This is a genomic window from Parabacteroides distasonis ATCC 8503 (assembly GCF_000012845.1).
Classification (GTDB): domain Bacteria; phylum Bacteroidota; class Bacteroidia; order Bacteroidales; family Tannerellaceae; genus Parabacteroides; species Parabacteroides distasonis.
In genome coordinates, this window is sequence record NC_009615.1 from 1146599 (window position 1) to 1163547 (window position 16949).

Consider the following 16949-nt stretch of genomic DNA (forward strand, 5'->3'; position numbering starts at 1 on the left):
TATTTTTAATCTGCTTTACGGAATTGCAAAACTAAGAATAAAATTCCGGGTATGGCAATAATTCCGGCGGAAACTAACAGGGCGACACGTAAAGAATAGAAATCATTTAGCCAACCTATAAATGGGGCGATGGCAGCGAATATCAAGCGGATCACAAAGTTACGGATCGACAAGACCGTAGCCCGCATCTCCGAGAAGGTCATTTGATTAATGTAACCTTTCAAAATCGGTGTGGCGAAGCCCCGGACTATATAGAAAATGAACAAGATCGCTAATCCCCAATAAGTAAGGTTATAAGCGAGCGATATATATCCACCTACGATTATAAGTAGTATAAACGTGTTTGATTTACGCATCCCGAAATACCGCTCTACCTGATCAGAATAGAGGGCGGACAATCCCACAGTCAGATTGAGCACGGTCCAAATGACACCGTAATAGGAGGTCGGGGTTTCCAACTTCATCAATACGGGCTGCACGAACCATGCCATCGTTAATGTAGCGGCTCCGATGATACCGGAGAACATGATGTTATAGCATAGCTTACGGTTCGTGACCAAGGAATATTTCAAGATGCGGAGAATCTCGGAAACCGGGTTCTGCACCTTGCTCTTAGTATTGAATTCCTGCAAGGCGAACGCCGCTGGAATGCCGATAAAGGCGACAAACGCTTGGGCGTAAAACGGCAATCGCAAGGAATAGGCGGCCAGCAATCCACCGAATATCCCGGCGATGGCCTCGGCGAAATTACCGATCATCGTGATACGTCCCTCATACCGCAAATAAAGTTCTTCTTTTTTATATCGTACGGTTGTATCGTAGAGCAGCGCCGAATCCGCTCCGTTTACCAAGGTTTGCCCGGTTCCCAACAAAATCTCGGCGAAGAGAAATGCCGTGAAAGTGGAGGTGAAAGAATAACATAGGTACCCTCCAAAGAAAAGTATACAACCTAGAATCAAGCATTTCTTACGCCCCCATACGTCCGCCAGATAGCCCGAGGGAATCTCCAAAGTGACAGCGGCGACCGAGTAGACACTCTTCAAAATAAACACGTCTTGTAGTCCTAAACCATGATCCTCGTAGAATAGGACAATGATAGGCATTACGAGCGAGAACCATTTGGAAAACTTGATCAGATAGAGAGCGAGTATATTTTGTTTCATATTTTTCAACGGGATTGCCCTGTCGTTTTTATTTAGACACGCGAATGTATGAATTCTTTGCCAATAGCCTGAACTTTTTTAGGAAGCTTCTGTTCTTTTTGAAAAAGGAAAAATATGGTATTCAATCAACTTGATATTCATTTACTGATTACGGCCATTTGTGTCATATCATCCGCCTTGATATGCTATACGATCGGGGTCTGGGGCGAGCGTTTCCAAGGACAGTTAAAAGCGTGGCATCTTTGGTTTTTTGTATTAGGACTTTATGCGGACGCTATTGGAACGGGCTTGATGGAGCATATCGCCCAACTGACCCATTTACATGATACGGTACATACCGTAACGGGAATTATCGCTATTTGCTTGATGCTGATCCATGCGATCTGGGCGATTTGGACTTACTTTAAAGGTTCGTTAAAAGCCAAACAGCATTTCAACAGATTTAGCATTGTTGTGTGGTTCATCTGGTTAATTCCTTATTGCATCGGTATCTACATGGGGATGTCTCTCCATAAATAGAGGCCATCGCTCATATATCTTGAGAAATAAATCGTACATTTGGTGATATGTTTACTATATAAACGAGGTGATCGCCCTCTACGAGCGTTCCGCCGAGATGAATCCATTCTCCTCGAAGTTCGATGCTTGGCAAGCCGGCAAATGTCAATTAACAGAAGAGGAGAAACTAGGCTATGAGCTTTTCAAGGAAAAAGGGCTATGTGCCGAGTGCCATATCTTGGATCCCGACGAACGGGCCGGGAAGGTGCTATTCACCGATCATACCTATGATAATCTGGGGATTCCCTCAAATCCGGGCAATCCATTCTTTAAGGTTTCGGCTCCCTATAATACGTGTGGTAAGGATACGATGGATCTTGGCTTGGGCTCACGACTGCGTGATCCGGAAGAATACGGGAAGTTCCGTGTGCCTACGCTCCGCAATATCGCTCTGACAGCTCCATATGGCCATAATGGATATTTCAAGACCTTGGAGGAGATCGTACATTTTTATAACGTAAGGGATGTAGAGGATTTCCCCCCGGCGGAATATCCCGAGACCGTAAATAAGGATGAACTGGGGAACTTAGGTTTATCTCAGGAAGAGGAGACTGCGATTGTCGCTTTTTTACGAACATTGACGGATTGCATCAAATAAAAATCAGTCTTTCCAAAAACTTTCTCCAGCCCTTGATAGTTTTCTTATAAAATAAAAAGAAGAGTTTAAACTATGGCGAAGAAAGTTGCGGACCAGTTAGTGGATACGCTGGAAAAAGCAGGCGTACGACGTATATACGCCGTGACAGGCGATAGCCTGAATGAGGTGAACGAGGCTGTTCGGAAAAACGGCAGATTGCGGTGGATTCATGTCCGTCATGAGGAAACGGGGGCTTATGCCGCTGCGGCGGAGGCCCAGTTGACAGGCGAGTTGGCTTGTTGCGCAGGTAGTAGTGGCCCCGGGCATGTACATTTAATTAATGGGCTGTATGATGCCCAACGATCCGGAGCACGGGTCTTGGCGATCGCTTCCACGATCCCTTCCCGGGAGTTTGGTACGGAATATTTCCAAGAGACAAATACGATCAAATTATTCGATGATTGTAGCTATTATAACCAAGTAGCCACTACGCCGGAACAATTTCCCCGGATGCTTCAAGGCGCTATGCAAGCGGCGATCTCATCACGTGGGGTCGGGGTGATCGGACTTCCCGGTGACTTGGCGGCAGAGAATGCTACAGCGGGTTTGTCCTCTACCTTTTCTTTTCCTACGCGACAACGGGTTTGTCCCGCCGAACAGGAAATCCGGGAATTAGCGGATTTGTTGAATAACGCAAAGAAAGTGACACTTTATTGTGGAATAGGTGCGAAAGATGCCCATCCGGAATTGGTGCAGTTGGCTAAATTACTGAATGCTCCGGTAGCCTATTCTTTCAAGGGTAAGATGGAGATCCAATACGATAATCCGAACGAGGTGGGGATGACCGGTCTATTGGGCATGCCTTCCGGCTATTATAGTATGCATGAGGCAGAGGTGTTGGTGTTGTTGGGAACCGATTTTCCATACGAGGCATTCATGCCAGAGAGCAACACGATCGTACAGGTGGATATCAATCCGAATCGTCTGGGGCGTCGTGCCAAGATACAAATGGGGCTTTGTGGCGATGTGAAGGATACTTTGGATGAGTTGATTCCGTTGATTCACCAGAAAGAAGATAATAGTTTCTTGCGGGAACAGTTGGCTAAATATGAGAAAGTTCGGGAAAATCTCCGTTCTGCCGCCACTGTCCGGGGGAAAGAAGAGAAGATACAGCCAGAGTACGTGATCTCGGTCGTAGACGAGCTTAGCTCGGACGACGCCATATTTACCGTGGATACGGGTATGACTTGTGTATGGGGTGCCCGCTATTTGCAAGCTACGGGTATGCGGAAGATGTTGGGATCATTCAATCATGGCTCGATGGCGAACGCCATGCCGCAAGCGATAGGGGCGGCATTGGCTTATCCCGGCAGGCAAGTCGTGGCGTTGTGTGGTGATGGAGGTATCTCAATGTTGTTGGGCGACCTTGCTACGATCGTGCAATACCATTTGCCGATTAAATTAATCGTATTTAATAACCGTTCCCTAGGAATGGTAAAACTTGAGATGGAGGTGGCCGGACTGCCGGATTGGCAGACCACGATGCTGAACCCGGATTTCGCCCGGGTCGCCCTTTCAATGGGAATGGCGGGCTACAACGTGATCAACCCCGACGATGTATTCCCCACTTTGCAGAAAGTGTTTAACGCTGACGGACCGGCCTTGGTTAACATCATGACCGATCCGAACGCATTAGCGATGCCTCCCAAGATTGAGTTCTCCCAAATGCTTGGTTTTGCCCAGACCATGTATAAGTTAATGATGGAGGGGCGAAGCAAGGAGGTCTTGGATACCATCGATACGAATCTAAAACATTGGAAAGAGGTGTTTTAAACTCTCAAAAGAGCTGGATAACCGCTTTAGATTTCGCGCTTTGAATGGCAGCGTCCAATATCCGCACTACCATTAGGTTATTCTCCAACGAGGAAAGGTCCGTGGGAGGTACGTCAATCTCTTTACGGACAGCGGCTTTCAAGAAATAAAAGGAATCATTATAAGGAGCGTTCAAGGAAGGTGCTATTTCTTGGCGCTCCTTTCCGTTGGTATAAATTCGCATTTCCTTAGGCGTATCTTGGTAAATATATCCTTTGTCGCCATAGATATGCATATCTTTTCTACCCATCGGCCAACACCATGATCCCATGATCTGGACGGTTGCGGAAGGATATTCCACGATAATAGTTGCGTCATCGTCTACCTTGGGATAAAGATTCGGTTTATTCTGCCGTAGTACGGCGTATACGCTAAGAGGCTTTTCATCTTTCATGAGACGGGTGGCTAAGTTGGCTCCGTAACATCCAAAATCGATAACTGCCCCGCCGCCATTCAGCACGGGGTCGGTTAACCAGTCCGTGAACTCTTTTCCGCAGTTGATCTCGAAGGGACCTTGATGCCCGTCGTATACGTTGATACGATCGATCTTCCCGATAGCACCGCTGTCGATAAGGCGGAATGCCTCATGGTTGGTATTATACCACGTAGTCTCGTAGTTGGTAAGCAACAAGATATTTTTCTCACGGGCGAGCGATGCCATTCGGGTAGCATGTTCATTATTGACGGCCAATGGCTTTTCTACCATAACATGTATGCCTCTCGGTGCGCAAGCCTCTACCACACGAAGATGGTCGTGGATCGGCTCGTATACGATGACTGCCTCCGGATGGGTCTTATCCAGCATCTCGCCAAGGTCCGCATAGAATAGGTTAGGATCCAGCTTATCCCGCAGACCGTTATGTTCCCGTAAGTAATCATCTTTCTCGGCGACTCCTACAATCTTGAAATCGCCTCTATCCAAACGGCTTATCACCTCCCATAGATGTCCGTGGGATACTCCTGCCACGGCCAGTCGCAAAGGCTCTCCATCTTGCCCTTTCGCCGTGAGAGTTAAGAACGTAAATGCACATAACATAAGTAAGTAACGTGTGATCTTGTGTATATTCATGATATTATCTATATATAGTTTTTACAAAGATATACGATTATTTCTTACCTTTGCAACCCATTACTTATTCAGATTAAGGAAAACAGTATAATTTAGAAATATAAAGAAATGGCAAAAGAGCTGAAAGAACTTACACCGAGAAGTGTAAACTATTCGCAGTGGTACCAAGATTTGGTAATTAAGGCAGATTTGGCGGAGAATTCCGCCGTGCGTGGTTGTATGGTGATCAAGCCTTACGGATATGCTATCTGGGAGAAGATGCAACGTATCCTAGACGATATGTTCAAGGAAACCGGTCATGTGAACGCTTATTTCCCCTTGCTGATCCCGAAGTCTTTCTTAAGCAAAGAAGCTGAGCACGTGGAAGGATTCGCCAAGGAGTGCGCCGTGGTTACTCACTATCGTTTGAAGACAAATCATGACGGTACGGGGGTTGTCGTAGATCCGGCAGCTAAACTGGAAGAGGAATTGATCATTCGCCCGACTTCGGAGACCATTATATGGAATACATACCGTAACTGGATTCAGTCTTACCGTGACCTGCCTATCTTGTGCAACCAATGGGCGAACGTGATGCGCTGGGAAATGCGTACTCGCTTGTTCCTTCGTACGGCTGAGTTCTTGTGGCAGGAAGGCCATACCGCTCACGCTACTCGTGAAGAAGCGGAGATAGAAGCTAAGAAGATGCAAGACGTTTATGCGAACTTCGCAGAGAATTATATGGCAATGCCGGTAATAAAGGGCGTGAAGTCTGAGAGCGAGCGTTTCGCCGGTGCTTTGGATACCTATACGATCGAGGCGATGATGCAGGATGGAAAAGCTTTGCAGGCGGGAACTTCCCATTTCTTGGGGCAGAACTTCGGTAAGGCTTTCGACGTTACTTTCATCGACAAGAACGGTAAGAGCGACTATGCTTGGGCTACTTCTTGGGGTGTTTCCACACGTTTGATCGGAGCGTTGATTATGTCTCACTCTGATGATAACGGTTTGGTATTGCCTCCACATTTGGCTCCGATACAGGTTGTGATCGTACCGATCTACCGTAGCGCTGAGCAATTGACGCAGATCAGCGAGAAGGTCGCTGGTATCGTGGCTAAATTGAAAGCGTTAGGCATTTCCGTGAAATATGATGACGCTGATAACAAGAAGCCGGGCTGGAAGTTCGCTGAGTACGAGTTAAAAGGTGTTCCCGTGCGTTTGGCTATGGGTGGTCGTGATTTGGAGAATAATACGATCGAAGTAATGCGCCGTGATACTTTGGAGAAGGAGACGATCACTTGTGATGGCATTGAGGAATACGTGAAGAATCTGTTGGAGGAAATCCAAGCGAATATCTTCAAGAAAGCGTACGATCACCGTGAGGCTAACATCATAAACGTAGATACGTATGAGGAATTTAAGGAGAAGATCGAGGATGGCGTCTTCATCATGGCTCACTGGGATGGAACCCCAGAGACAGAGGAATTGATCAAGAACGAGACAAAAGCTACGATCCGCTGTATTCCTTTAGCTGGAGATAAGACTCCGGGTAAGTGTATGGTGACAGGTAAACCGTCGGCTTGTCGGGTACTGTTCGCCAGAGCTTATTGATTGTTATGCTAAAAGATGAAATAAAATGGGGGATGCTTTAACCGAAGGGCATCCCTCTCTAAGAAAATGAGCTACCACGAATTTATACTTGTCGTTAACTTTAGTAGCATCATTATCTTGGTGTTATTGGCGATGTTGTTATTGATTGCCACTCGGTTTCGTGGCGAGAGTGGTTATGCCGCAGCGATTATCGTTCTTCCTAACATCCCTGTTTATATTTACAACATGAGCCGCATGCTTGGTTGGCATGATATAACGTTGTTCTTTTTCCCTATCAGTTATTCGGTCAATACGCTGTTGATGCCGTTGCTGTGGTTATTTACCCGCCGCAACTTTGATCTTGATCCTCGTTTCAAGCCTGTCCAATTGTTGCATTTTTTACCGGCGATTGTCTGTGTCGTTATCGTGTTATCCATTCCTATGCGGAAGCGTATGGAGAGTATACTTCATGAGGTCACCGGTGATGATACTTGGATCGGTGATTTTAACGCTGCCGTGATTACCTCGCAGATGATCGGTTATTTTGTCGCTATCTTTATTTATCTTTACCGGAAGAAGCAGTATATAAAGGATAATTGGTCTGATGCCGAATACATGCAAAAGGAATGGATTCCGAAACTTATGATCCTGTTCGCTGCCTTGTTTGTCACCGTGATGACCTGTTATGCGATTTGGCCTCGGACTGATGCTTGGTTGATACAGATATTGAATGTGATGGCGATGAGCTTCCTCGTCTATAATTTTATTGCTCATCCAACTGTTCCTTATATCCAAGGAACGTCACGGATGCTCGTTAAGGATGAGACGGTAGGGTTTCAGTCTATACCAGACGAGGAACAAATGAGAGATATATGTTCCCAAGTGAAAGAGTATCTGGAGACAACAAATGCTTTCCTGCGAAAGGACCTTTCCTTATCCATATTATCGAGAGAGACCGGTATTTACCAAAAATTACTTTCTCGGTCGATCAACGAATACTTAAAACAGAACTTCTTCGAGCTTATCAACGAGATGCGAGTGGGGGAAGCCAAGCGAAGGTTGCTCCTGCCGGAGAATGCTGGTCATACGGTAGATAGCCTTTATGAGGAATGTGGTTTTCGGACTCGTTCCACGTTCTTCTTGGCATTTAAAAAGGTAGAGGGTTTGTCTCCCGCCCAGTGGCTTAATTCGGTAAAAAAACATACGGATCAATAAACGCAACAGCTAAAAAGAGTACATAAACTCTTTCCGGGTCTGATTTTATTACTATATTTGTGTCGCTATCGTCAGATAGCGGACATATTTAGACACAAGGAAAGTGTTTAGCTTCGTTCTCAGAGATAAAATCTGGTAAATTTTTCACGGGAGAATAAGCTGTACTCTTCACGTCATTGTTATATGCTATACGTATATGGACAAAGGGCGTGGGCTGTTGCTTATTTACCGTACGGGTTTACCAGAGCCTATCTCTTAAATAAGTTAATAGTCCCACGCTTTCCTCATATTAATACTATCCGGATCGGGACTTACCGGATGTACATCTTCGAGGCATTATGAAAAAATATCTACCACGTTTCTCTTTCTTTTTAATGATTTTACTCCATTTCATCATGAAATCAGTCTGAATATACAGCTTTCGGACTTCTCTAAACATCTTGTTTTAGGTGATTCGGGAAATAAACACTCTCTTTGCGGTATCGATTGAATCTCTTTGTTTACTTCTGAAAGTATTTGTGATGATTGGTCTTGTTAAATACGTAGGAAATCACTCTTTGTATATAAAGCATTTTTGTTTTATATGCATTTTATTGATGTGGATACTCTCGCTGATACCTTCTTGTCATCGAGAGGGAGAGGTTGGTCTTTCCCAAAATGATCAGGTGGGTATAGATAGTGTGGTCTCGGCCTGTCCGGACATCGATTCTCTACAATCATGCCTAAGGTATTTCGAGAGAACCGCAAATGAGCTGGGAGTGATACTCGCCTATAAGGAATTAGGGGTACGTTACCGGGAAGCGGCCCGTTTTAATGAGGCGATAGGATGCCACCGGGAAGGCTTGCGATTGGCTATGCAACGGAAAGATACCTCGGAGGTCATACAGGCCTTGAATAATATCGGTACGAACTTCCGGCGGTTAGGTATCATGGACGAGGCCTCCAATTATCATTATAGGGCATTGTCGTTGTGCGAGAGACTGGGCGATAAGGAAAGCTATAAGGCAAGAAAAAACCGGACCATTTCCTTGAGTGGTATCGGAAACGTGTATCTAACATTGGAAAATTGCGAGATGGCCGACAGTATTTTCCGAATAGCGCTGGAAGAGGAACGTACCTTGGACAGTGATCTCGGCTTGGCCATGAACTACGCGAACCTTGGCTCTATCTTCGAGATGCGTGGCATGATGGATTCCGCTTTTGTTTATTACAATTATTCTATGGAGCATAATCGTGCGGCCGGGTCTGTTGTCGGCATCTCGCTTTGCCATAACCATATAGGACGCTTGTTCGAGAAAAAGGGACAATGGGATCAGGCGATACGCGAATATCGTAACGCATACGACCTTATGGTAGCGGACAACGATCTGTATCATTGGCTGGAATCGTGCCTGGCCTTGGCACGGGTGAATATCTACAAGGGAGATCTGCGAATGGCGGAGGCTTTTTTGGAGCATGCGGAGGGTGCCGCTAAGGTGACGCGGGCGTGGAAGCATTTGTCGAGCGTGTATCATCTGGATTACTTGCGTTATGAGAAGCTGGGTGATTATAAGAATGCCCTCAACGCTTATACATCAAGTCTCGCTTATGCTGATAGCATGCGAAATACTGAGAATATGAACCATATACAGAACCTCCGTGTGGACTACGAGAAAGAGAGGAGCAACCGGGAGCTTTCATTGATACAGAAGAATTATGAGATGGGGCAGCGTACCAAGAATATTTTCCTGATCGCTTGCTTGATCGTACTCTTCCTTACGGTGGTAGCGATGGGCTTTTTATGGTATGCCTTGCGGATGAAGTCCCGCAATCAGCAGGTGATGCGGCGCATGGAGGAGGTGAGGGCCAATTTCTTCACGAATGTCACGCATGAGTTTCGTACGCCGCTGACGGTTATCTTGGGTGTGTCGGAAGAGTTGCGGAAAGGGGGAATAGGCGAGGAGGAACTCAAGACCGGGCTGAATATGATTGGACGGCAGGGAAAGAACCTGCTGGAATTGGTGAACCAATTATTGGAAGTGGCGAAAGTGAGATCTGAGATTGGCGATCCGGAATGGAGGACTGGAGATATCGTAGCTTATACGAGCATGATCGTGGAAGATAACCGGGCGTATGCCCGCCAAGGGCAGGTAGACCTTTGTTTTACTCCTTCGGAGACGATTATCAGCATGGATTTCGTGCCCGAGTATTTCCGGAGGATCATGGATAACTTACTCCGCAACGCTATCAAGTTCACGCCGAGAGGTGGGAGGGTTGTCGTGACGATGGAGTGTGTGGGGAGTATGCTTGTCACGCATGTGGCGGATACGGGCTGCGGTATAGCCGAGGAGGACTTGCCGCATATCTTCAAGGCTTTTTACCTAGGTGAGACCGGAGGGGCAGGCACGATGGGCACGGGGGTCGGCCTTTCTTTGGTACGGCAGATGGTGAGGAGCATGGAGGGCCGGGGTTGGTTCTGAGTTTGTCGTGATGTTGCCATTGAGACATGGCGACTCTTATTATATCGGCCGGCTGCTTAATGGTGCGTATCAAATAGTATACGCACGAAATGGAGCGGAGGGGTTGGAGATAGCGGCGGAGCAAATGCCGGACTTGATCCTCACCGACTTGATGATGCCCGAGATGGATGGCTATGAGTTATGTAGGCGGGTACGTGAATCCGAGGTGTTGAACCATATTCCGATCATTATCATTACTGCGAAATCAGGAGGAAAGGAACGTGTCTGTGGCTTAGAAGTCGGGGCGGACGCTTATCTGGAGAAGCCTTTCAATGCGGAAGAGCTGAATATCCGGATAACAAAGTTTCTGGAACAGCGTCGTTTGCTGCGTGAGAAGTATTCCAAGGCTATGCGTGAGGGGACGGAACTGAATGTAAAACTAAACCCTGCCGACCAAGACTTCTTGGCTCACCTGAATGATTATATATATGCGTTGATGTCCAACCATGGCTTGAACTCGGACATGGTAGCCGATAAGATGTGAATGAGCCGATCCCAATTGAATCGCAAGGTCCGTGCCATCACGGGCTACAACACTTCTGCCTATATCCTGCAGATGCGCATGGAGAGGAGCAAACGCCTCTTGGCCTCTACCGAGGAACTGATCGGCGACATCGCCCTTAAATGCGGCTTCGAGGATGCCAATTATTTCGCCCGCCTTTTCAAGCAGATCTTCAATGTAACGCCCTCACAATACAGGAAAAGCCTCATTCAATGATTCCGTGTAGCGGGTACTTCCGTGTAGAAAGGGGCTATGAAATTGAGAAATCCATATTTAACCTCATCATTGGGAAATCCGAGGGTATAGATATTGAATTCCGGATTGAAATCCTTGATGGTCAGATAGCCACTTTGGTAAATCACCGGGATAGGTCGGGTGGCGTCGGCTGTACATGGAAATATATTATAAACCAATCCGGGTACAATCCATCCTCAAGAATAACTCTTGTTTATAGAGCGTCTGTTACGATGGGCAACGTGACGTGCTTACAATGGGCATTATAAGGAGCTAATAATGCCCATTGTTATTCTTCCATAGATTCTATCGGAGGCGATTCGGCCAGCTAGCATTTCTAATCGACTGCTCTTTAATTAGTTAATTATTTTCAATGCGCAGATTCTCTTGGTTTGTCCTAGTGAAATGCGTCGATTATCCTATAAGAATGCGTCATTTCTCCTCACGGGCGATCGCTCTCGGGGCTAATTTTGCGAATAAAGAAATCGGACGTTTCACCAAATCTGGTTCGAGTATGGAAGAAGAAAAACACAAGAAGCCTTTGCTTTCTTATGAGGAGGTGATCGAGGTCATCGATGAGCGCATCTCGCGTGACGAGCCTGCCACTGCCGACGAGCGGATCAAACGTGTCGAGGAAGTGGCCGAGCAAATGGAAGAAGAACGTAAAAAAGGGATATCGTGCCGTAAGAAGGTTTCTCGCTTTTTTCGGAGATCCTTGATAAATCTGGACCGATCCATCAGAAGGTGTTTCGGTAAATAAATAGGAATGAATTATTAATCTAATGAATTAAAGGAAATGAAAAAGCTAGTATTTATTTTATCTGCCATGTTGCTCCTAATCGGGACAATGGACGTGCAAGCCCAATGGGGAAAGAAACTCCTCAAGAAAGCGGGTGAGAGTGCCAAACGGGCAACGGAGAGGAACGTGGAACGGAAAGTGGAACAGACCGTAGACAAGGCTTTCGAGGGAGCGGAGGATGTGGTGACGGGGAAAGGGAATAATAATAATGAAAAGGAGGAGCCACCAACAAGTACAAATTCACAAGGGAATTTTGAAACTATGGATGATGGGGAAGATGTGGCACAGCAGGAACAGCAACAACCACAGCAATCACTCGAAATGACGTATGCCAAGAGTGACTTCGTGCCGGGGGATGAGATTATTTTTGAGGATGATGTGACCCGGGAACAGATAGGAGAATTCCCCAGCCAGTGGGATTTATTAAAAGGTACTGTTGAGATCGCTCAAATCAATGGCGATAAGGTGATACTTTGCGTGAGTCAGGATGATCCGGTCATTGCGCCGCTATTCGATAATATGAAAAGTTATTTGCCGGAAAAGTTCACGCTGGAATTTGACTTTTGGGTAGGGCCTTTTACAAAAAAGGGAGATGATGAGCCGGAAAATTGCTATATCGTACGTTTTTACAAACCCGAATCGGGAAGTCGTGTTCAAACTATCAATCTTGACGACTGGTATTATAGTGCTTCAGACCATCGTACACGCCTAAGATGGGACTTTATTCCTTCCTCTGGGGAGAACAGCCGTAGCGGAAGCGATGACTCTTTTCGGACTATCCCGAACTCATGGAACCACTTCTCACTGTCCTTCAATCAACGGGCAATGAAAGTTTACATAAATGGTATCCGCTATGCCAATATTCCGAATACGGTAGCACCCGGACATTTTGACATACAGTTTTATAGAGGCGGTGGATATTTTACGAATAACACTTCCATCCGCAACATACGTGTCGCCAAAGGCGCAGTGCCATTGTACGACCGCATGATGAGCGACGGTAAGTTCATCACGTATGGCATCACCTTCGATGTCGGCAAGTCCACCATCAAACCAGAGAGTATGGGTGAGATCAATCGTATCGTCAAATTAATGACCGATAACCCCGACCTGAGATTCTCCGTAGAAGGCCATACCGATAGCACCGGCAACGAGGCTTCCAACCAGACGTTAAGCGAGGCCCGCAGCAACGCCATCGTAGGTAAACTGGTTGAACTGGGCATCAGTGCCGATCGCCTCTCCGCTTCCGGCAAAGGACAATCATCTCCCATCGCCGATAACGGAACGGACGAGGGTCGTGCCAAGAACCGGCGGGTGGAGTTTGTCAAGATGTAACGAATAAGTGAGCGATATGAAAAAGAAATTCTACATACTGATGTGCTTGGCGAGCCTCGTCTTGATGGTGACGGCTTGCGGCGGCAAGGAGAAGATCAAGGAGAAGCTCCGTGCGGCTACCGAGGCCGTAAAGGAGCGGAAGGAAGCGGCCGCCTCCGAAAAGGGGAGCGATCTGGAAATGGATAAACAAGGCGACAGGCCGGATAACGGTGCCTTTGTCGATCCGTCGCTCACGCCGGCCCAGCGTAAGGCGCTCGACAAGGAGAATCCGTGGTTCGCTCGCAACTTCCGTATGGAACTGACAGCTAAGTCAATGGGGAACAAGGTGAACGTGGAAATACAAAAGTCGGGCAAAATCCTTTATTACCATTTCTGGAACAACTCTGGCAATGTCGAGACGCTTATCCTGCTTGACGAAGGCGATTATAAGATTTACCAGATTTCGTCTAAAAACAAGGTGGCGCAGCTAAAGGCGACTTCCGACTCGGACTATTATGCGTTCTTTTGCGACAAGATAGGGAATGTGTATGGCATTGTCCATACTGCTCAGAAAGAGAAAAAGGTGGAACAGGACGATAGCTTTGTCCAGTCCAGCACGCAAGAATCTGTCGGGGTAGAGGACGTGCGTTGGGGCGGCTTCGATTGTGAGAAGATCACCCGTGTCACTGGTACCGAGAACGACCTGAGTGCCGGGATGAAAGCCATAGGAGACCTCTTTGGCACTAAATCCAGCATGGACAGCTCGATTAAAGACTTGAAACATATCGAGACGACCGACATCGTCTGGATTGAAAAGAATAGCGGAGCTGTGGTACACCGCAAGTTCTCCGTGAAAGGAGGAGCCGGAATGGGTAACTATGCGGAACGGATGAAACCGCAACCCTCCGTCACGTTGCTCACCTTCTCGCCCGATCCGTCGTTGATACCGACCTCTCAGGAGGGCTATAAACTGGTGAAATAGGTATTCATATAATATAGAATGTATAACACGCTCAAATAAGAAAGCCATGAAGAAGCTATCGATTCTACTACTCAGTCTTGCCGCTATGGGAGCATTCGCTTTCGTCTTGCCTTCCTTGCCCACCGGGCAAAGTGGCGCTTATCCTACGGAAACGGCTTTTATGGCCGAGGCCGAAGAGATGTTCCAAAAAGGGAACAAGCTTTACGAGCAAGGCTATATGCTACAGGCGAACTACTATTACGGGCAAGCCGTGGTAGCCGTGGCCAGCCTTCGCTACGGGTTGAGCGAGCTGATCTACGTAAAACAGCGCGACGAGAGGGCCGCCGCCAAGAAAGCCGCCGAAGAGAAACAGCGCAAGGAGGACGAGGAAGATATGGAAGATTGGGGATGGGAAGATGAGGGAGGACTCCTTACTGCGCTTACCAACCTAATCGGGAAGCTGGATACGATGACCGAAAAACTGAGCCAGGAGCTTGTCAATATGGAATTGGATGAGGACAGCGAGCGGAGCGAGGCTTGGGACTTGTTGGCTACCCAAAGCATAGCGTCGCCTTACCCTTACTTCTTCGAGGCCATCTCGTGGGATTACAAGGGAAAGGAAGATAAGGCGAGAGAATGCTACGCCAACGCGATGTGCAACCCCGCTTTCCCGTCCACCGTATGGGATTTCTCCTATTGGCAGGACCTTACGAGCGGCGAGCTCAGGGCCATTGCCCGCAGGCTGCTCCCCAAGGAGGAGGAATACCGCAAGTATTTTCACCTGAGCACCTATAGCTGCCCGCACCATTACCTTAATTTCGACGATGACTACCTGACGGCGAAAGCCGCCGACACCTTGGTCGTATTACCCACGGCCGTGGGAGCGGCGCTCATGCTGTATGAGACGGCCGTACAGGCGAACCCCTTCAACGCACGCAATTTCGCCGGTGCCTCGTTGCTGAGCGTACAGAACGGCGATAGCGTAAAGGCCGCCTACTACCTGAACGAGGGGCTGCTGATAGATCCGGAGAATAAAGGATTGCAAACATTACTGAACGTATGGAAAGGAGGACACAAATGAAACGCATAGGATTCATATTTACCGTGATAACGCTATTCTGCTTGTCCGCTGTTTCCCGGGTGATAGCGCAATCGGATTGGAGCTTGATAAACTTCGACTTGATCAACCTGCCTTGCGAGCCGGGAAGCCATTCGTTGACCTATACCATGTATTACGGAGTCAACCCGTTTAAGGTTAAGTCGTTTAACGATATAGAGCGCCCCATCATCTTCGGGGGAGAGTTGGTCTGCACCAGATCCATCGACCTGAAAGAAAAGAAGGAGGCGGTAAACCGGGCCCTAAGCGACCTGGGCTGGAATTTCGCCACGCTGCGGCAAGTGATCGAAAGGGCGGCGCAAGCCAAGCCGAACGATATAACGAACGAGCAATTCTGGGACGACCTCGTGAGCATGAGCGGGTTGAACGGCCTGGCGGGAGACGCGTTGGCGCTGATCAGCGGCGTGAAGGATCGCGACAAGTATTACGAGGCGGAGAGGATACAGGGACGGCTCAAGAGCGAGGCGTACAAATACTTGGTGAATAAGACACTCAGCACGGTGGGTAAGATCTTCAGCCTGAAAGGGCGTATCGAGATCTTCTTGAACGCTCGAGAACGGGATAAGCAGAAATGGATCAACTGCGTGGCCGAGGACAATCTGGTCTCGCTCGCCCGTTTCTATCGCATCGCCAACAACCGCTTGTGGCAGATCGCGCAAACGAAAGGACAGACGTGGGTGCTGCGCATGAACGGTTCGGCCAACGCTCCTTTCTTTTATGAGGGAGAGATGTGCGTACAGCAATGGAAGATCAAGATGAAGCTGGAGAAGAGTTATCACGGGGCCAACGAGAAACTGACGGAGCAGCAGTTCTACGGGACTTTCGCTGGTGAGTACATCGGGTGGCTGGACGCCGAGGTGTTGTATGCAGAATTGGGATGCGCACTATTTTGTGGATAAGGAACTGCTACGTTTCGGACAAACAACGATCGTTGGAGACGCCCCGATGTTCGCCTCCGATATAAGGATAAACCAGTCGTATATGAAACTATGGGCGGAGAGCTGGGGCCTTGGCTTCAAGCACAGCACGAAACCCACGCAGGCCCACAACATATACCGCCTGCCGGTGAAGGTGGTGGTGAATATGCCTAAGAAACCGACCAAATCTGTTTACGCCAGCACGGAAGTATTCATGGGAGACAGGGAATGGATGCCGGGCGACAAGCCCCAGCCAGAGATCGAGACCTATTTCCAGTTGCAGCATAACGTGGCGGTATCCGGTACGGTCAGCGATGAGGGAATATCGTTCAAAGCCGATCACTACCTGAATTATTACGCCACGCGAGATTTCATCGTCATCGATGGGAACATAAACGACGGGCTTAGCATCAGCGGATTGGGAACGATCCCTTTCCGCAGCCAGGGTAGCGTGAACGACCCGATCCCCAAGGAGGGATTCGGAGGCAAGCCCGACGGGAGCATCCAGATACATATAGATCAAAGCTTGGATGACGTGGAGAAATGGGAGCGTATCCGATACGAATAGACGACAGAATATTCAC

The 16949-nt window shown here is 47.8% G+C and carries 15 protein-coding genes and 1 pseudogene; 14 read left to right on the plus strand and 2 right to left on the minus strand.

Going from position 1 to position 16949, the window contains the following annotated elements:
• Positions 1-5: 5 nt before the first annotated feature.
• Positions 6-1163 carry an MFS transporter gene (locus tag BDI_RS04940; RefSeq protein ID WP_011966270.1) on the minus strand — a complete coding sequence of 386 codons (1158 nt, stop codon included), beginning with the start codon at positions 1161-1163 and terminating at the stop codon, positions 6-8.
• Positions 1164-1277: 114 nt separating this feature from the next.
• Here BDI_RS04940 and BDI_RS04945 point away from each other — a divergent pair, with 114 nt between their 5' ends.
• The 3 genes and pseudogenes from BDI_RS04945 to BDI_RS04955 all read left to right on the plus strand — a co-directional run bounded on the left by BDI_RS04945 (position 1278) and on the right by BDI_RS04955 (position 4131).
• Positions 1278-1682 (plus strand): HsmA family protein, encoded by a 405-nt coding sequence (locus BDI_RS04945; protein ID WP_005857157.1) that lies wholly within the window; start codon positions 1278-1280, stop codon positions 1680-1682.
• Positions 1683-1761: 79 nt separating this feature from the next.
• A pseudogene (locus BDI_RS04950) lies at positions 1762-2319 on the plus strand (cytochrome-c peroxidase); the annotation flags it as partial.
• A 72-nt stretch (positions 2320-2391) separates the two neighbouring features.
• Entirely contained in the window at positions 2392-4131 is a 1740-nt protein-coding gene (locus tag BDI_RS04955) for a ubiquinone-dependent pyruvate dehydrogenase (RefSeq protein WP_011966271.1), read from the plus strand.
• Positions 4132-4135: 4 nt separating this feature from the next.
• Here the strand turns inward: BDI_RS04955 and BDI_RS04960 are convergent, their stop codons facing one another.
• Positions 4136-5239, minus strand: a complete 1104-nt coding sequence (locus tag BDI_RS04960) for a Gfo/Idh/MocA family protein (RefSeq protein WP_011966272.1) — start codon at positions 5237-5239, stop codon at positions 4136-4138.
• Positions 5240-5347: 108 nt separating this feature from the next.
• On the opposite strand from BDI_RS04960, the gene proS reads away from it, so the two are divergent.
• The 11 genes from proS to BDI_RS05010 all read left to right on the plus strand — a co-directional run bounded on the left by proS (position 5348) and on the right by BDI_RS05010 (position 16933).
• On the plus strand, positions 5348-6829 hold the full coding sequence (proS, locus tag BDI_RS04965) for a proline--tRNA ligase (RefSeq protein ID WP_005862574.1): 1482 nt from the start codon (positions 5348-5350) through the stop codon (positions 6827-6829).
• A 66-nt stretch (positions 6830-6895) separates the two neighbouring features.
• On the plus strand, positions 6896-8023 hold the full coding sequence (locus BDI_RS04970) for an AraC family transcriptional regulator (protein ID WP_005857147.1): 1128 nt from the start codon (positions 6896-6898) through the stop codon (positions 8021-8023).
• 596 nt (positions 8024-8619) lie between these two features.
• Complete coding sequence (locus BDI_RS04975) at positions 8620-10482, plus strand: ATP-binding protein (protein ID WP_227742532.1); 1863 nt, start codon at positions 8620-8622, stop codon at positions 10480-10482.
• Positions 10483-10492: 10 nt separating this feature from the next.
• The gene (locus BDI_RS21135) at positions 10493-11005 is read left to right on the plus strand and encodes a response regulator (protein ID WP_227742533.1); all 513 of its coding nucleotides are present in this window, start codon (positions 10493-10495) and stop codon (positions 11003-11005) included.
• Positions 11006-11239, plus strand: coding sequence for a helix-turn-helix transcriptional regulator (locus BDI_RS21140; RefSeq protein WP_227742534.1), 234 nt, complete (start codon positions 11006-11008; stop codon positions 11237-11239). It begins immediately after the preceding gene.
• Between the two features lie 532 nt (positions 11240-11771).
• Positions 11772-12017 carry a hypothetical protein gene (locus BDI_RS21145; RefSeq protein WP_226768328.1) on the plus strand — a complete coding sequence of 82 codons (246 nt, stop codon included), beginning with the start codon at positions 11772-11774 and terminating at the stop codon, positions 12015-12017.
• A 36-nt stretch (positions 12018-12053) separates the two neighbouring features.
• Entirely contained in the window at positions 12054-13391 is a 1338-nt protein-coding gene (locus BDI_RS04990) for an OmpA family protein (protein ID WP_005857141.1), read from the plus strand.
• 16 nt (positions 13392-13407) lie between these two features.
• Positions 13408-14352 carry a hypothetical protein gene (locus tag BDI_RS04995; RefSeq protein ID WP_011966274.1) on the plus strand — a complete coding sequence of 315 codons (945 nt, stop codon included), beginning with the start codon at positions 13408-13410 and terminating at the stop codon, positions 14350-14352.
• 46 nt (positions 14353-14398) lie between these two features.
• Positions 14399-15412 carry a hypothetical protein gene (locus BDI_RS05000; protein ID WP_005857137.1) on the plus strand — a complete coding sequence of 338 codons (1014 nt, stop codon included), beginning with the start codon at positions 14399-14401 and terminating at the stop codon, positions 15410-15412.
• A complete protein-coding gene (locus BDI_RS05005) occupies positions 15391-16347 on the plus strand; it encodes a hypothetical protein (protein WP_011966275.1) in 957 nt (318 codons plus the stop codon). The genes BDI_RS05000 and BDI_RS05005 overlap by 22 nt, the downstream gene beginning before the upstream one ends.
• The gene (locus tag BDI_RS05010; protein ID WP_005857133.1) at positions 16313-16933 is read left to right on the plus strand and encodes a hypothetical protein; all 621 of its coding nucleotides are present in this window, start codon (positions 16313-16315) and stop codon (positions 16931-16933) included. Before BDI_RS05005 ends, BDI_RS05010 begins: the two co-directional genes overlap by 35 nt.
• Positions 16934-16949: the final 16 nt, after the last annotated feature.

What these genes read in the sequence shown, in the direction of transcription:
- BDI_RS05005 (WP_011966275.1), top strand. Translation starts at nt 15,391, where the DNA reads ATGGAAAGGAGGACACAAATGAAACGCATAGGATTCATATTTACCGTG.
- BDI_RS04970 (WP_005857147.1), top strand. Translation starts at nt 6,896, where the DNA reads ATGAGCTACCACGAATTTATACTTGTCGTTAACTTTAGTAGCATCATT.
- BDI_RS04945 (WP_005857157.1), top strand. Translation starts at nt 1,278, where the DNA reads ATGGTATTCAATCAACTTGATATTCATTTACTGATTACGGCCATTTGT.
- BDI_RS21145 (WP_226768328.1), top strand. Translation starts at nt 11,772, where the DNA reads ATGGAAGAAGAAAAACACAAGAAGCCTTTGCTTTCTTATGAGGAGGTG.
- BDI_RS04940 (WP_011966270.1), bottom strand. Translation starts at nt 1,163, where the DNA reads ATGAAACAAAATATACTCGCTCTCTATCTGATCAAGTTTTCCAAATGG.
- BDI_RS04960 (WP_011966272.1), bottom strand. Translation starts at nt 5,239, where the DNA reads ATGAATATACACAAGATCACACGTTACTTACTTATGTTATGTGCATTT.
- BDI_RS04995 (WP_011966274.1), top strand. Translation starts at nt 13,408, where the DNA reads ATGAAAAAGAAATTCTACATACTGATGTGCTTGGCGAGCCTCGTCTTG.
- BDI_RS05000 (WP_005857137.1), top strand. Translation starts at nt 14,399, where the DNA reads ATGAAGAAGCTATCGATTCTACTACTCAGTCTTGCCGCTATGGGAGCA.
- BDI_RS21135 (WP_227742533.1), top strand. Translation starts at nt 10,493, where the DNA reads ATGTTGCCATTGAGACATGGCGACTCTTATTATATCGGCCGGCTGCTT.
- BDI_RS04990 (WP_005857141.1), top strand. Translation starts at nt 12,054, where the DNA reads ATGAAAAAGCTAGTATTTATTTTATCTGCCATGTTGCTCCTAATCGGG.
- BDI_RS04955 (WP_011966271.1), top strand. Translation starts at nt 2,392, where the DNA reads ATGGCGAAGAAAGTTGCGGACCAGTTAGTGGATACGCTGGAAAAAGCA.
- BDI_RS04975 (WP_227742532.1), top strand. Translation starts at nt 8,620, where the DNA reads ATGTGGATACTCTCGCTGATACCTTCTTGTCATCGAGAGGGAGAGGTT.
- proS (WP_005862574.1), top strand. Translation starts at nt 5,348, where the DNA reads ATGGCAAAAGAGCTGAAAGAACTTACACCGAGAAGTGTAAACTATTCG.
- BDI_RS05010 (WP_005857133.1), top strand. Translation starts at nt 16,313, where the DNA reads ATGCAGAATTGGGATGCGCACTATTTTGTGGATAAGGAACTGCTACGT.
- BDI_RS21140 (WP_227742534.1), top strand. Translation starts at nt 11,006, where the DNA reads ATGAGCCGATCCCAATTGAATCGCAAGGTCCGTGCCATCACGGGCTAC.